9 protein-coding genes are annotated in these 15,935 nt (G+C 43.7%); 2 read left to right on the top strand and 7 right to left on the bottom strand.

Going from position 1 to position 15,935, the window contains the following annotated elements; translation table 11 throughout:
- Positions 1-93 precede the first annotated feature (93 nt).
- Both metK and ACJJIN_RS18395 read right to left on the bottom strand, forming a co-directional pair.
- The gene (gene metK, locus ACJJIN_RS18400) at positions 94-1,314 is read right to left on the bottom strand and encodes a methionine adenosyltransferase (protein ID WP_282930687.1); all 1,221 of its coding nucleotides are present in this window, start codon (positions 1,312-1,314) and stop codon (positions 94-96) included.
- A 72-nt stretch (positions 1,315-1,386) separates the two neighbouring features.
- Complete coding sequence (locus ACJJIN_RS18395; RefSeq protein WP_444895698.1) at positions 1,387-2,343, bottom strand: metalloregulator ArsR/SmtB family transcription factor; 957 nt, start codon at positions 2,341-2,343, stop codon at positions 1,387-1,389.
- Between the two features lie 258 nt (positions 2,344-2,601).
- Here ACJJIN_RS18395 and tkt point away from each other — a divergent pair, with 258 nt between their 5' ends.
- Positions 2,602-4,602, top strand: coding sequence for a transketolase (tkt, locus tag ACJJIN_RS18390; protein ID WP_444895697.1), 2,001 nt, complete (start codon positions 2,602-2,604; stop codon positions 4,600-4,602).
- Between the two features lie 109 nt (positions 4,603-4,711).
- A complete protein-coding gene (gene gap / locus ACJJIN_RS18385; RefSeq protein WP_444895696.1) occupies positions 4,712-5,719 on the top strand; it encodes a type I glyceraldehyde-3-phosphate dehydrogenase in 1,008 nt (335 codons plus the stop codon).
- 494 nt (positions 5,720-6,213) lie between these two features.
- On the opposite strand, the gene ACJJIN_RS18380 is transcribed toward gap, so the two are convergent.
- The 5 genes from ACJJIN_RS18380 to ACJJIN_RS18360 all read right to left on the bottom strand — a co-directional run bounded on the left by ACJJIN_RS18380 (position 6,214) and on the right by ACJJIN_RS18360 (position 15,761).
- Positions 6,214-6,615, bottom strand: coding sequence for a VOC family protein (locus ACJJIN_RS18380; protein ID WP_444895695.1), 402 nt, complete (start codon positions 6,613-6,615; stop codon positions 6,214-6,216).
- Between the two features lie 135 nt (positions 6,616-6,750).
- Positions 6,751-9,558: a TonB-dependent receptor domain-containing protein gene (locus ACJJIN_RS18375; protein WP_444895694.1), complete on the bottom strand. Its 2,808-nt coding sequence runs from the start codon at positions 9,556-9,558 to the stop codon at positions 6,751-6,753.
- 361 nt (positions 9,559-9,919) lie between these two features.
- Complete coding sequence (locus ACJJIN_RS18370; protein ID WP_444895693.1) at positions 9,920-11,848, bottom strand: hypothetical protein; 1,929 nt, start codon at positions 11,846-11,848, stop codon at positions 9,920-9,922.
- An 872-nt stretch (positions 11,849-12,720) separates the two neighbouring features.
- Positions 12,721-13,953 (bottom strand): BamB-related PQQ repeat family beta-propellar protein, encoded by a 1,233-nt coding sequence (locus ACJJIN_RS18365; RefSeq protein ID WP_444895692.1) that lies wholly within the window; start codon positions 13,951-13,953, stop codon positions 12,721-12,723.
- Positions 13,954-14,342: 389 nt separating this feature from the next.
- On the bottom strand, positions 14,343-15,761 hold the full coding sequence (locus tag ACJJIN_RS18360) for a winged helix-turn-helix domain-containing protein (RefSeq protein ID WP_444895691.1): 1,419 nt from the start codon (positions 15,759-15,761) through the stop codon (positions 14,343-14,345).
- Positions 15,762-15,935 lie beyond the last annotated feature (174 nt).

Here is a 15,935-nt window from a genome sequence, read left to right as displayed (position 1 = left end):
TTGAGTCCAAAAATTATCAGCTTGCCGAGTGGTACCCAGCATATTTTGTGTGCCCGCGCTTTTGGCGCAGGCATGAATATTTATTTCTGAAACTTAGAGGCCGGCTTGGGAGCGAAGCGCATCCGCCTTGTCGGTTTTTTCCCATGGGAAAGCAGTAAAGCTCTCACTGCGTTCCTGGCCATTGCTGTCGATCCAATTGTAAGTGTGGGTAAACGGATCGCGACCAAAGTGACCATAAGCTGCGGTCAACTGATACATCGGGTGCAACAGGTCGAGGGATTTGGAGATGGCGTAAGGGCGCAGGTCAAAGTTTTCGCGCACCAGCTCTACCAGCTTATCCTCTGGTACCAAACCGGTTCCAAAAGTATTAATTGCTACGGAAGTCGGCTCGGCGACACCGATGGCGTAGGAAACCTGAATCTCACAGCGCTTGGCCAAGCCTGCAGCGACAATGTTCTTAGCCACATAGCGACCTGCGTAAGCGGCAGAGCGGTCAACCTTAGAGGGGTCCTTACCGGAAAACGCACCGCCGCCATGGCGAGCGGAGCCACCGTAAGTATCGACGATAATCTTGCGCCCGGTGAGACCGCAGTCCCCAACTGGCCCGCCAATAACAAAGTTGCCCGTCGGGTTGATATGGAACTTGGTGTCTTTATGCAGCCATTCCAGCGGCAAGGTGTTGTGAACAATCAACTCCATCACTGCATCGCGCAGATCTTTTTGGCTGACATCCGGGTTGTGCTGAGTTGAAAGAACAACCGCATCGATCGCACAGGGGCGACCCTGTTCGTCGTAACGGAAGGTCAGCTGGCTTTTTGCATCGGGACGCAACCAGGGAAGCAGACCGGATTTACGCACTTCAGCCTGACGCTCAACCAGACGGTGGGAATAGTAGATCGGTGCAGGCATAAAGGTGGGGGTTTCGTTGGTCGCATAACCAAACATTAACCCCTGGTCCCCAGCACCCTGGTCTTCCGGCTTAGCGCGGTCTACACCCTGTGCGATATCCACAGATTGTTTACCGATCACATTGATAACACCACAGGTCTCACCGTCATAACCCACGTCAGAAGAGGTGTAGCCGATATCGGTGATAACTTTACGCACCAGCTCTTCCAGGTCTACCCAGGCAGAGGTGGAAATCTCGCCGGCAATAACTGCAATACCGGTTTTCACCAGGGTTTCACAGGCTACCCGCGCCTGCTTGTCACGGGCCAGTAGAGCATCCAATACAGCATCGGAAATCTGGTCGGCAATTTTATCCGGGTGTCCCTCAGATACGGATTCTGAGGTAAACAGTCTGTATTCACTCATTTTGAGGTCTCCATTGTCCCGCCGCAGCGGTTGAATATCTTTTAACTTCAGGCTGTGCCTGACAAACCCCCGTCAGGGCTTAATAAACTCTCTTATCTGGATCTGAAAGCCGTTGCGCAAGGCACTGTAAATACTGCGCCCATCTTGCAGGCCGGCAGTCGCGGCCCAGTCACTCAACTGCTCTGGAGCAAAACCCAGCCATAAATCTCCGCAGGCCTCTCTGGCCCAGTCCTGGCTGTGTTCTTGCAATTCTGCGATTAAAAGCTGCCCGCCCTTTTTTAGGGCGCCGTGCAAATCATGAAAAATTTGTGCCGGGTCAGGAGTGTGGTGCAGCACCATGTTCACCACGATAGTATCGGCACTCGCCGGCCGTGCCGCAGCAGCGCGAGTATCGCTACAGACAAACTCGATATTTTTAATACCCTGTTCATCGGCAAAAGATTGAGCCCGCTCCAACATTGCAGAAGACAGATCCAGTGCTGTCACTGTCGCGAAACGCTGAGCCAACTCCTGTAGAAATTCACCTTCTCCAGGCCCAACTTCCAAGGCATGGCGACCAGGTTTGAGCAGCTGAGCCACTTGTGGTCCGTATACGTCATAGCTGGCGATCAATTCCTGCTGCTCGCGAAAGCGGTTGCCGTAATCGGCAAAGAAACGTCGCGATGCTTCCGCTCTCTCCTCAGAAATCCGGTATACCGCCTGCACACGCACATCGGCCAGAGGCAAATGATCCAGGTTGGTAAAAAGCTGTGCCAGCAGTGGAGTAGCTGCAGTGCGCCGGTAGAAAAGGTTATTACCTTCGCGGTGCTTGTTTACCAGACCTGCCTGGGCGAGCACTTTCAAGTGATGACTCAAGGCAGGTTGGCGCAAATCGAAGATTCGGCACAGCTCTAAAACACTGTAAGAATCCTGGCTGAGCAGGCGCAATATTTCGAGCCGCAGGGGATCTCCGGCGGCTTTCAAGGTCAAGGCCAGCTGAGGAATTGCCTCGGCTGGACTCAGTTCGGGTGCTGGCTCATTTTCAGACATGGGGCGAAGTCTAGCAGGGGAGCACACCTATATCAAAATGTTTTGATATAGCTTTATTGAATATTTTTGATATAGATGTTAATGGCGCCGCCTAATGCATAGAATTGGAAGTTTGTTGCTGCACTCAACAACAAATCCCCAACCAAAGCTTTGCGCGGGGCCGTCCTTTACGGGAAAATACGCCACCATTTTGTTGTTGCGGGAATCTGCCGGCAGAGCAGCGCCGCACCCTAGCTAAGAAACCAGAGAGCTCTTCTTATGTCTTCTACTCCCTCTCGCGCTGAAAAGGCCAACGCCATTCGCGCCCTGTCCATGGACGCGGTCCAGAAAGCCAAAAGCGGCCACCCCGGTGCGCCCATGGGTATGGCGGATATCGCCGAGGTGCTGTGGAATGACTACTTAAAGCACAACCCGGCCAACCCCAGCTGGGCCGATCGCGACCGCTTTGTACTGTCCAATGGTCACGGCTCCATGCTGCTTTATTCCCTGCTGCACCTGTCCGGCTATGACCTGCCGATTGAAGAGCTGCAGAACTTCCGCCAACTGCATTCCAAAACTCCGGGCCACCCCGAATACGGTTATGCCCCTGGTGTAGAAACCACCACCGGCCCACTGGGCCAAGGCATCACCAACGCTGTTGGTATGGCAATGGCAGAAAAGATAATGGCTGCCCAGTTCAATCGCCCCGGCTATGAGCTGGTAGACCATCACACCTATGTATTCCTGGGCGATGGCTGCCTGATGGAAGGTATCTCCCACGAAGCCTGCTCCCTGGCCGGCACTCTGGGCCTGGGCAAGCTGGTCGCCTTCTATGACGACAACGGCATCTCCATCGATGGTGAAGTGGAAGGCTGGTTCACCGACGACACGCCCAAGCGCTTTGAATCCTACGGCTGGCACGTAATTCCCAATGTGGATGGCCACGATTCCGCCGCTATCAAAGCCGCTATTGAAGAAGCTCGCTCTGTTACCGATAAGCCCACCATTATTTGCTGCAAAACCATAATCGGCTTCGGCTCCCCGAACAAACAGGGGCGCGAAGAGTGTCACGGTGCACCGCTGGGTGACGAAGAGATCGCCCTGGTTCGCGAAACCCTCGGTTGGGCCCACGGCCCATTTGAAATCCCCGAAGATATCTACGCTGGCTGGGATGCCAAAGCCAAAGGTGAAGCCCAGGAAGACGAGTGGAAAGATATCCTCGCCGATTACCGCGAAGAATTCCCGGAGCTGGCAGCCGAATTTGAGCGCCGCATGAGCGGTGAATTGCCCGCAGATTTCCTCAGCAAAGCAGATGAGTACATCAAAGCCTGCCAGGAAAATGCAGAGAAGATCGCCTCCCGTAAAGCCAGCCAAAACGCTCTGAACGCTTACGGCCCGCTGCTGCCCGAATTCCTCGGCGGCTCCGCCGACCTGGCTGGCTCCAACCTCACTATCTGGTCAGGCTCCAAAGGTGTCAGCGCCGAGGATGCCTCCGGCAACTACATCTATTACGGTGTGCGCGAATTCGGTATGAGCGCCATTATGAATGGTATCGCTCTCCACGGTGGCTTCGTGCCCTACGGCGCTACCTTCCTGATGTTTATGGAATACGCCCGCAACGCTGTGCGCATGGCTGCACTGATGAAGCAGCGTGTGGTCTTTGTCTACACCCACGACTCTATTGGCCTCGGCGAAGACGGCCCGACTCACCAGCCGGTAGAACAGCTCAGCGCCTTGCGCGCCACTCCGAACCTGCACACTTGGCGCCCCTGTGACGCCACTGAATCTGCAGTGAGCTGGAAGATGGCTATCGCGCGCAAAGAGGGCCCCAGCACCATGGTCTTTAGCCGCCAGGGCCTGGCTCCTCAAGATCGCGACAGCGCACAGCTGGCTCAGATTGAGCGCGGTGGATACGTACTGTCCGACTGCGAAGGTGCTCCTGAAGCCATTATTATTGCCACTGGCTCCGAGGTAGAGCTGGCGATGGCGGCCCAGGAAAAACTGGTTGGCAAGAAAGTTCGCGTTGTTTCCATGCCCTGTGCCGAGTTGTTTATGGAGCAGGAAGAGGCTTATCGTGAGTCCGTACTGCCTTCTTCTGTACGTGCACGAGTAGCGGTAGAAGCGAGCCACAAAGACTACTGGTATAAGTTTGTCGGTTTCGATGGCGCTATTATCGGTATGGAAACCTTTGGCGAATCTGCCCCTGCCGGCGACTTGATGCGCTACTTTGGTTTCACTGTGGACAATGTGGCTGAAGCGGTAGAAAAACTGCTGAAGTAATACTGTTCTCTCCACTGAATATCATTTAGGTATCAACCCCGTGCGGCACTGGCTCAGCGCCGCACGGGGACGCTTAGCTGACATTTTTTCTCCTGCCTAAAGTTGTGCTATGACCACTAGAATTGCCATCAATGGCTACGGCCGTATCGGCCGCTCCGTTTTACGCGCACTCTATGAGTCTGGCGCCCGCGATAGCTTACAAATAGTCGCCATCAATGAACTGGCTGACTGCGACACCATTGCACACCTGACAAAGTACGACTCTGTCCACGGCCGCTTCTCAGGTGAAGTTTCCGTGCATAAAGATGTCCTTGTGGTTAACGGAGATTCTATTTCCGTAACTCATTACGAGCAGTTAGAAGACCTAGATTGGCAACGGGATCAAGTAGATATCGTACTGGAATGCACCGGCAGCTTTAAGCAGCGACAAGGCGCGGAGTTACACCTTGCCACAGGAGCCAAGAAAGTACTGTTTTCTCAACCCGCCAGCCGCGATGTCGATGCCACGATTGTTTACGGGGTGAACGACCATATTTTGACAGGCAAGGAACGGGTAATTTCGGCAGCCTCCTGCACGACTAATTGCAGTGTTCCAGTTATCGCCGCACTGGATAAAGCCTTCGGTATTGAGGCAGGAGTCATTACCACCATTCATTCTGCAATGAATGATCAACCGGTAAGTGATGCCTACCATCATACTGACTTGAGAAAAACACGTTCGGCAATAACCTCTGTTATCCCGGTTGATACTGCTTTGGCAAGAGGTATTGAGAGAATACTACCCAACCTGGCAGGTAAATTTGAGGCGCAGGCCCTACGAGTTCCCACTGTCAATGTTTCTGCTATCGATTTATCAGTCTCACTACAAAAAGAAGTGAGCCGGGAAGATATTAATGCCCTATTAAAATCAGCTTCTGAGTCTGAGTTTAATGGTGTACTTGGCTTCACCCAAGAACCCCTCGCATCCTGTGATTTTAATCACGACCCCCGATCGGGGATTATTGATGCAGGCCAAACTCGTGTAGCGGGGAATCGCTTAGCCAAGATTTTGATTTGGTTTGATAATGAATGGGGATTTGCGAATCGGATGCTGGATGTGACAAAAGCCCTGCTTTAGCAGATAAGGTGCATTTATCTTAAATCAAAAGGTGCCATATTCTAATAAGCAGGCTGGTAAAACCTGCCCGTAGAAATAAGCCTGAAGTGTTTTTACTAGCTCTCGATAACGTATTTTTTAATCCCTAAAAATATTTTTATAAATCAGGCGGTGCTTCAAGTGCCTCATCCTTTCTATAATACATAATTCTTTATCTTTAAGTTTAGTCTTTCTCAGCTTTCCTCACCTCTATAGTCAGAGTTCCCCGGGCTCACTCCTCTTTTACATGAAGAAATATACCTAATACAGCAATATCATATCGGCTTCCCACTGTTGTGCAGAGACTATTGGATAGTCCAAAATTGTCATCGGTATCGATATACAACTTCATAGCAAAATACAACTGACTACTCCTTTAGTTTGGTGTACTCCTGGAATGTCCCCTTTTTTTAATTCTTAGTACAAGACCGTATTTCGCGTATTCTATAAAAGCACCAAAAGTGACAAGTTAAAGTCTATTCCAGGGATCCTACTTTTTTTAATTCAACTAAAATAAATTCGTTGCCATACAGGTCCTCAAAGTGAGCAAACTCCGCATCTGCGTCAGAGGTGGGGGGCTTGCTAAAGTGGACGCCATTGTTTACAAGCCTCTTATATTCTCGGTCAAAGCTCTCAGTGTAAATAACGGCGCAAGGCTGCCCAGCAGTTTGTGCTCCAACTTTCTTCAGCTGATTCTCAGAATCTGCCTTAAGTAACCATATGCCCATATCTCTTTGTTCCGGAAGCCGAATGTGAACGAATCGGTGTGGTTTTGCTTGATAGTCTATAAAAATTTCAAACCCCAATTTATCACAATAAAAGGTAATAGCTTCTTCGTAGCTGTTGACAAGAATTACCAGTCTGCCAATTGAGTTCATTAGAAGTTTCCCTGGCTAATACACGATTTATAGCCACCTTTGAGAGCGGGGCTATATATTTTTTAAGAAATCAAGTAGTGCATGAAGATAAAGCGGGCCGTAAATACGGCCCTTAATTGTGGCAACTACCACTCCTTAAAATTTATGGCTCAGCCTCAGGTAGTAGCCTCGCCCAAATGTGCGGTAAACCGAAGGGTCCGTTTTTGCATTGAAACCAATATCAATAAATGGGGGAGCCTCGTTAGTAAGGTTAGTGATTCCGCCCGAAATAGCCATACCATTACTAAAATTATATGAAGCAACAAGGTCATGATAGAGCTGAGCTTTTATAGTTTGCTTATAGTCTCGCCATATTTCATCCATGTAAGTTCCATAGTTAAGATCTCCTTTCACCTCACCTATATATTCACCTCGGTAACTTAAATTGAAGTCATTCCAATTCCAGGATAGGGAATAGTTTATTTTGTTTTCTGCGTAAGTCCCTCCATCTTGTGCCGTGCTATCAGTGGTACGTCCTTCTAAATGGATAGCCTCCGCCCCTGAATAAGCAATTTTGGTACGCTCAATCAAGTGGGTCCATAGTAAGACTGCATCCCATTGTCCAAATTCGGTATCTAATGAGTATCGAGTTTCAAAATCAACTCCGGCCGCTCCCTGTTCGGCAACATTTTGATTAATATCCAATATATTTTGAATCGTATAGTCACTAGTTCTGGTGATGAGGTCACAGTAGCTGGCTACCTGCTCTATGTAACATTGATCCATAATGTACTGAGCACCATAAGAACTAATACCTGAATCAATTTCTGCTTTCCAGTAGTCCAGGGTGAGGCTTAAATCCGAACTTCCGATAAAGTCCGGTGTCCAGACAAGGCCTAGGGTAAATGTATTCCCTGACTCCGGTAGGAGCTCTTCGTTGCCACCGACTGTTGCAGGAAGTTGAGTATCCTCCTGCTCCGATATTTGAATGCAACCAGCAGGAAGCTGGCTAATACTGTCGACATAACACGGGTCAATAGCTGATGGAGCACTATCATTTCGCCCCCCGAATAAGTTAGTAATTGTCGGGGCACGGAAAACCGTTCCATAAGTGCTACGCAATTTAAGCTCTTCAAACACCTGCATATCCAAACCCAATTGCCAAGTGTTATCGCTGTCAAAGATATTATAGGAGTCATAGCGTAATCCACCTTTAATATCGATAGATTGAATACCGTTATTAAATATCGGAAGATGCACCTCGGCAAGTAGATTGGTATTGTACAAAGAGCCTTCTGTACCCGTCCCCACAGACCCGGTAACATCACCGGTTGCTTTACCCGAGTCTGGAGAGAGGGTAAATGAACGCGCCCAATACCCTCCACCTAGGGCCCACGTCATTGCTCCCCCAGGAAGTTCAAATCCATTGCCACTAATATTAAGGTCGATAACTTCTTGGGTAGTAACCCTATGATCTGTGAGATCTGAACTCACATAAGCAAGCATTTCTTCGGTAATTGTGCCCGCCCCATCAACCATATTGATTGGTACACAATCACTTATCAATGTACTTTGATCACTAATATCGGCATAACATTCGGGAACACCATTACCATCAAGATCTGCTGATGGACCAAGTGCTTTTGCCAGCCTCGCCCCAAGAAATTGTCCAGTATTAATGTCCGTTCGAGTACGATAGCCTCGGTTGTAGCTGATTTTCCAGTCGTAATCGTTAATATTACCTTCGAAGCCAAACACTCCCTGTACTTGGAGGACCCTTTGTTCCATTCTGCGGCGATCCTCTACCACACGCCGACGTACATCGATAGCCGGCTGGTGATCAATTCCTGCATCTGCCAATGCCCTAGATAAATAATAATTGTCTTGGTGAATGCCATTGTAAGCCTCCAAAACACCATCACCATCGAAGTCGAAATAACCGTTGTAGGCCGGATCAAAACCAGGGCGACTGTCATAGGGAATCGGTGCCAATTCTTGGGCCGACTCGCGATAATTTACACGGACCTCGGAAATAAATCGCACATTGTTTGTAATTTCAGCATTACTTTCAGCAAAGACGTTGTACCGTTCAAACGGAGTCTGAATATAGTTAGAGGGTGCATAGTTATAGGTGCGATCATCATCTTCAACTAAGCCATCTCCCAAGTTGATGTATTTAGAACCGCCAATATTGAGTCGACCCTCGGGTATACGTGAGGAGCCTTCGGAATAGCAACTAACCGGATTACTTTCGCAACCACCTTCCGGAAAAATATGATAAGTATTCTGAAAGATACCCCATGGAGTGTCAGATTGGTAAGCACCCTCTTGAGATATATACTCTGTACCAAAAACAAAATTTCCGCTATCAAACTCTCGACCAGCGATAAAACTCACACTATTTTGGCTAATCGAGTCTACATCCATAAAGTCGGCATTCTGAAGCTCAACCTCAACTCCTTCAAAATCCTTTCGCGTTATGATATTTACAACCCCAGCAACAGCATCAGCACCATAAGTTGCAGAAGCTCCATCTTTGAGTATCTCAATCCGCTCAATCATAACTGAAGGAATGGATTGATAGTCCCCCATATCTACTGAGCGATGCCCGTTTAGTAAATTTAGTGTCCGGTTAGCACCCAGTCCACGCAAGTTAATTTGTACAGCCCCATTACCGCCGTTATTGATAGTTGTTCCCAACGGCGAACCTGACATTGAAGGCAAGCTTTGAATTAAAGCTCCCACATCAGTTTTGCCAGATATTTTCATATCTTCTCGCCCGAGTACAGTTACCGGGCTTGGACTATCCAAATCTGCACGCTTAATACGTGACCCGGTTACAACGATTTCTTCAACCAATTCTGCATCTTCTTGAGCGAGCACAGGTATAGAAGGGAATATTATTGCTGCACCTGTCAAGCTAATAACACTCTTAACGGCAATAGATATTAGATTATTTTTCATTGTTAACCCTTTTACTATTTTATTATCACTTTAAATTTATCTACTAAGAATTCTTAAAATTGCCTCCATTAGAAAAAAAGAAACTCACCCGGCAATTTTTTAAAAGCAACTATTTCATTGTGACTTAAGGCCTTAAGTATCTATTTTTCCGCGTACGACGCTAAAGCCGAATAGACATGAATAAACTATTAAAGATTTATTTTAAGTAAATAAAAATTATAACTTCACTTCCATAACATATTAATAGCCAACTGATTTGGTCGGAAAAGTTGCTTGTGTTATCGCACAAAAAAGCATAAGAATAAAATACAAACCTTTAAGGTATGTCCATATTATTCTTGTAGGCCAAATAGATATTTGGTTAATTTTTAAATGGTCTTTCTGGCACTTTCGTTAGCCGTATATTATCGATATCTCCATACTTTAATAATATCTCCCGAGTTTTTATACTATTTGCATAGGAACCAAATGGCTTATAGAAGCTATTTTCAGTTTGCCTAACACCAAAACTATCGATGTTATAAATCTGGTACAGATCCCAACTTATTTCATCAGTTAATGTACAAATACTATCAGTGATATCCAAAGCCTCAGGCAAACAGTATCCCTCCGCTCCTTGATAAACTCTTATTGTAAGATGTCCCCCATCATCAATATTCCAATAAGCAGGTACCTCGCTGTACTCTCCATCGTCAATATTCCCGTTTAAATTAAGATCTTGGACAGATACAATTTCTAGGGTTCCATTTGATGAAAAGTCGTAGAAGTAATTACTGAGATTATCCAACAAGCTCAATGGAAGAGTGTATATTCCTGGTATATCTATATCTGACCAGCTAACTCCCTCTTTTTCTAAAACATATGAAGAATAAGTGCTTTTCTCTCCTTGTTCCGACTGATAAATAACGTGAATTTTAGCAAAGCCATGACTAGATAAACTAAGAATTGAATATTCAAGACTTGAACCATCAGGGAAGTCTAAATCTATTCTATTATTATCTAGCTGCCAAGTAGCAGATATCTCAGTATAGAGAGCTTCTCCGGAAGCTGAGATTGAAGGTACTTTTATACTGGCGGTTCCACCATTCGAGAAGTCTCCAGAAAAACTTATTTCCACCGCCTTAAAACTAAATCGTGGGGTTTCGCTATCAACACTACCAGCGATTTCCCCGCGACTATTTGGTATAGGCATGCTATACACTTTACCAATGCTTATTAAATCTTTCGGGTCTACTAAATTACTCGCTCGAGCGCCTGAAACAGCTTCATACCCATTTTCCATGTAATCCTGAAGCTCTCCACTAGGGTAATGAAATCTGTCATTTACCTCAAAAACAAACATCGATTGAGCAGTAGAGTTGAACATCCATGAAATTCTATTAATCTGTCTGTGTCGCTCAAACTCAATCTTTTGGCCTTCAACTAAAATCGTATCGGTAAAAACAATGCTACTGTCTGATTCCAAGTCAACGCCTTGTTGTGTTTTCTCCCAGGTAAGATCAACCACTTCACCGTTTTCAATGTACTCTCCAGTACCGTCTACATTAAGTGTTAATATTCCACTATCAACATAATAAGTATCCGCTATTAAATTTTCATCTATTACATGCAAATACTTTCCACTCTCATATATATCTGCCTGTACTTCCTGATAAATATCTTTAACCGCCTTTCTAAAGAGGCTAATGTATTTCGAAGAGAGATTAAAATCTGATGCTAGCTGGAAAGTATCTTGAATATCTGAAGGTATTGCCATTCCTTTCTGTGAATGCTCTACTAACATTTTAATCATAGTGGCTTTAGCAAAAACTTCACTTGCCTCTATAGGCCTAGTAATGTTATTCCAGCCTGACGACTCATTAGTTGAATTATCTAATGTCGCTGAAATTGCTGTTGATATTCCACTAATTTGGACAAATTTATTTTCGGAATAAACAAGTGTTTTATCAGAACCTGCATCCTCCTGAAGCGCATGTAAGAATCCCAATGTACTTACAAGTTTAATTCTCTCATTAGTCTCGGAAGTGGCAATAAGCTTTACCAAACCATCAGAGTTGCTCTTATCCAAATTGATTTCAACTGAATATCTATCACGATCTATAATTGTGGTATAGACCAAATTATCACCAACAAGAACTTCAAGTTTTGTACCTGTTGGCAGTCCATCAATCACTTCCCCCTGGATGTATAAGTAATTATCAGACGTTGGAATATTACTATCCCTATAATTACTATCCTCACCTTTATTCCAACATCCAGATAGAGCAAGAGCAGTAATAAATCCCATCACTTTGGTACATCTATATTCGAACATATATTGGATACTCTCTCAAACAGTCATGACGAAAAAATTAGACTTATATATACTCTAAAAACCTTGCACGATTTCTTGTGGGCATCCACAAGCATGTTTTTCATATTTTATTTCACTTTCCAGCAGTTTTGGCCAGCAATAAAATACAAACTCCAAAGTGCCAATTATTTTTGGCTCCGAGTAATACAACCACCCTACAAATAGGAATATAAAAATACCTGAAATAAAACATAATTTTCCTAAAAAAACATAAAATTCTATAAATCACACTGTCTTACAGCCAATAACATACTCTAGTTTTCTGGTACTTTTTTTAGATATGTTAGATACCGCGATAGGATCTAATTAAAATGAGCAGACGATATAGCACTGAATTGCCACTCTCCATATACAATGGCCCACTCTGCCTAGCTTGAACTTTTAATAGTCAGCAACTAATTGTTATTATAAAAATTAACTATTGCTTTAAACGTACTCTCTAAGGACGTATTTTCTAGTAAAATCCTGCTAGTCTAGAATTTAATAAGATCGATTTATCTCTCAATTATTTCTGGGGTAGAGATATTATTACGTAAAACCTATTATTATCATCCACTCACCACAGATGAAAATCATCTGACATGATATATTAGTTTTTATTTATAAGATCATATGAATTTATTGCACAGCCTTTTTATCAGGTGTTTAATAAAAAAAACCAGCTCATTAATTGAACTGGCTAGTCAATGGACTATCAAGAGAGGTTCAGAGGCGTGATTAGATATAACCCTATGTATATCTATAGCTGGTAGAAAAACTTGAGCGATTAATAGTTCTTAGATTATTTTATAATGGTGCTAACTTGTATATTAATGAGTAATTTCTATATGTGGGTTTAATGCATAAATATGACCTTTAGCACTCCCCAAATAAAGGGTGTTATCACTGTATGTCATACTCAGGAGTGAATCAGCCATGTCAACCATAAATTCAACATTCCTAGCCATACCGTCGGCAGAGGTATCATTTATATATTTCATCCCCCCGCTTGGCTTAATCAAACTTTCACATTTTTTTAAACAATCTGGTGTAGAAAAAAGTAGCTGTCCTTTACTACTCTTCTTATCTACTGCAAAAACTTGACCAGCCATTGTGGCAACAAAAACCTGAGTATCGGTCATTTGAGGTTTAGCAAAGATAAAAAAATTGGCATTAAAATTCATACTCTGATTTCCATTTTTTGCATTTAATCTTATCAGTGTTAAACCATCCGACATACCAAAATAAAGCTCTCCATCCTCTTCAATTGCTGGAGAACCAATCCAAGAAGTAGGGTGTTTATAACTCCACTTTTGCTTCCCCGTCTCAGCATCAACGGCATAAAAATAGGTATCGCGATTACCTATATATACAGTACCATCATAAATCACCGGAGACTGATTGAATCCCTCATATATGACCTGGCCGTACGGTTGCTTTCCTTTAAAAGTCCAAATAATAGATCCACTAATTATATCTATGCCATAAAGCTTATTATTCCACGACCCAACAACTAGCATCCCTTTGTATATAGCCGGAGTAGTATGCGTAACTCCAGTACTAAGGTGCCACAATTGCTTACCAGTCTTAGCATCCAAAGCAAACGTACCTCGCTGATTACCAAAGTAAACTTTACCACCAGCTACTATTGGAGAAGATCTATAAAAGCTCCAAGAATCTGGAACAAATATCTTTCCCCACCCCATAGGACGGCCATCAATAAGATTTTCATTGTCCTCACTTTTAAAATACCACAAGGGCTCCCCATCTAGACTTAATGCATGAAGGCCATTATCTGCATTAATAAATAGATATTCTCCATCTGTAGCTGCCGATGCAGCGGTGGTAGAGCCTAGATTCCATTGCCAAAGGAGCTTTCCTTCCTTATTAAGGCCCACTACAAGTGATCCACCAGTGGCGATAATTTGATCATCTAAAACAAGTGGAGCTCCTGCAACTGGACCGGGCATTTTATATCGCCAAGTACTATGCGCATGTAGATCAAAAGAAAATAAAAGTAAAACTATACATACACACAACTTAATTTTATTTATACGATCCATACTAATACTCCAAATTATCAACTTGGAATTTAAAAGATGATTGACAAAAATACCTGAAAAATATCTAAGAAATCCTTAAATTTTCTAATTAAGGTGGCCTAACTAACACATTAGCACCAATTAACTATTAGCTTATCGCTTCAAGCTAAAGGTCATATCTATATAAATACTATTTCATACCTTCTTAAACATGTATCATAGGATCCAAAGTCCCAAATAATTTATAGCGGGTCTGTGGAATAACAGTTAGTTTTTATGTGGCACGAGAATCAACTAATACAGGATATATTAGGGGATGAACTATCAGCTGTTCCAAAAGGCGGAACTTGCTTCAATTAATTGTATATAATATGTTAGCTTTACTTATATCCTATTAAACTCTTAGAAGTTTACTCAGACAGCCCGACTTTTCTCATTAATTTGATATAAGCAGGAAGAGATCTTACTAACTCGTACTTCGGGTCAGTGTTAACCCACAACACTTCCAACTGTCTTTCTTCAATAGCCTGCTGCAAATAGTATAGGGTTCTCTCTATATCTCCCGCTGTAGCAGCATATCGCGCATAAGCTAATGGAGGTCTATACTGGCCAATATCAGCTGCCTCTTGCTTTATATCTAATAGCCACTTATTTACTGCTGCAAGGCCGCCCACCTGGAATTTTTCTTCTACTGTTCTCAAGTCATCATTGTTGTAGCCAACATGAGACAAGATAGCCTTTAAATGAATAAATGCATCAGCATCTCGCCCCATATTCTCAAGCGTCGAGTGCGCTGATACGTGATACGCTATTGAGCGTGGAGCGATTTTGGCAATTTTAATTAGCTCTTCATTTGCTTCCTTATACTTTCCCGACATATTATATATCCAGGCAACCATTGGCTTGGAATAAGCTGAGGGATCTGAGTCTATATACTTGTAAACATGTTGCAGCGCTTCAGGGTAATCTCGCCTAGCTAACAAGAACTGTGAATAATCATGGTGAACTTTCCCATTCATCGGCTCCAGTGATAAAGCTTTTTGGTAATACTTATCTGCCATATCAAAGTTCCATTCGATGTGAAAAGCAATACGAGCTTTAAGTAGGTAAGCATCCACGTTAGATGGCGATAGATCAATCGCCTTATCAACTAATTTATTCAAACTTTTACAATTATTAAAAAGTTTTTGAGTATTTCCTTGATCAATTAATAACTTGCTCTCTACTAAAGCTAGGTAAGCAGGAGAGAATTCCTCAGACTCTATTATTATTTGCTCAAATAAAGTTTGAGCTTGTCGCCACTTAGCGTAATCTTGTAGCGTTAAGAGATAGCGTCCCTTTTGGAATTTCTCATTCTGAGAAATGGATAATGATGGAATAGGGTCTGCATGGAAAGAAAACCATAGTAGAGGCCCAATAAGTAAAAAAATGCTAGCAATCAATCCTACAATATATTTTTGACTGAACCACCAAGAGCTATCTACAGCATCCGCTTTATTGTTTGACTCTATATCCTCCACTGTACAAATTAGGCGATAACCCTGACCTGAAATAGTTTTAATGTATTCCGGTTGCTTCGCTCTGTCTCCTAGAGCTTTTCTAATTTGACTAATAGCCACAGTAAGTACTTCATCCCCTACGACCTTATTAGCCCAAACTGTAGTTAACAGATGCTTCTTAGTCACCAGACAGCCTTGATGATTGACTAACTCTAATAAGACTTGAAGTGGTATATGGTCCAGCTGATTTTTATTCTCACCACATAGCAAATAACCTTGCTCTTCATTTAAAATCCACCTTCCCAATTTAATATTTCTTGTTACTTTCATAAACTTCTACACTGAAAACTTACAAATAAGTAATTTTTAACGACCAGACTAGTTTCAAATATTAAAATAAAATTAAATATACGCCTAAAAATAAAAATTGTTAAGTAAAAGGTGGGGTTTCTACGTTATTTTTATTTCTAAGCATGTACCATGTTGAGTTAGATTATGCTTTTT

The sequence above is a fragment of the Microbulbifer maximicatervae (SeqCode) genome (genome assembly GCF_052467505.1).
Note: the sequence above shows the minus strand (reverse complement) of the source record. Positions and strands in the feature narration are given on the sequence as shown.

Excerpts from the sequence above, each read along its gene's own strand:
- gap (WP_444895696.1), top strand. The coding sequence starts at position 4,712 with ATGACCACTAGAATTGCCATCAATGGCTACGGCCGTATCGGCCGCTCC.
- ACJJIN_RS18360 (WP_444895691.1), bottom strand. The coding sequence starts at position 15,761 with ATGAAAGTAACAAGAAATATTAAATTGGGAAGGTGGATTTTAAATGAA.
- ACJJIN_RS18395 (WP_444895698.1), bottom strand. The coding sequence starts at position 2,343 with ATGTCTGAAAATGAGCCAGCACCCGAACTGAGTCCAGCCGAGGCAATT.
- ACJJIN_RS18365 (WP_444895692.1), bottom strand. The coding sequence starts at position 13,953 with ATGGATCGTATAAATAAAATTAAGTTGTGTGTATGTATAGTTTTACTT.
- metK (WP_282930687.1), bottom strand. The coding sequence starts at position 1,314 with ATGAGTGAATACAGACTGTTTACCTCAGAATCCGTATCTGAGGGACAC.
- ACJJIN_RS18380 (WP_444895695.1), bottom strand. The coding sequence starts at position 6,615 with ATGAACTCAATTGGCAGACTGGTAATTCTTGTCAACAGCTACGAAGAA.
- ACJJIN_RS18375 (WP_444895694.1), bottom strand. The coding sequence starts at position 9,558 with ATGAAAAATAATCTAATATCTATTGCCGTTAAGAGTGTTATTAGCTTG.
- tkt (WP_444895697.1), top strand. The coding sequence starts at position 2,602 with ATGTCTTCTACTCCCTCTCGCGCTGAAAAGGCCAACGCCATTCGCGCC.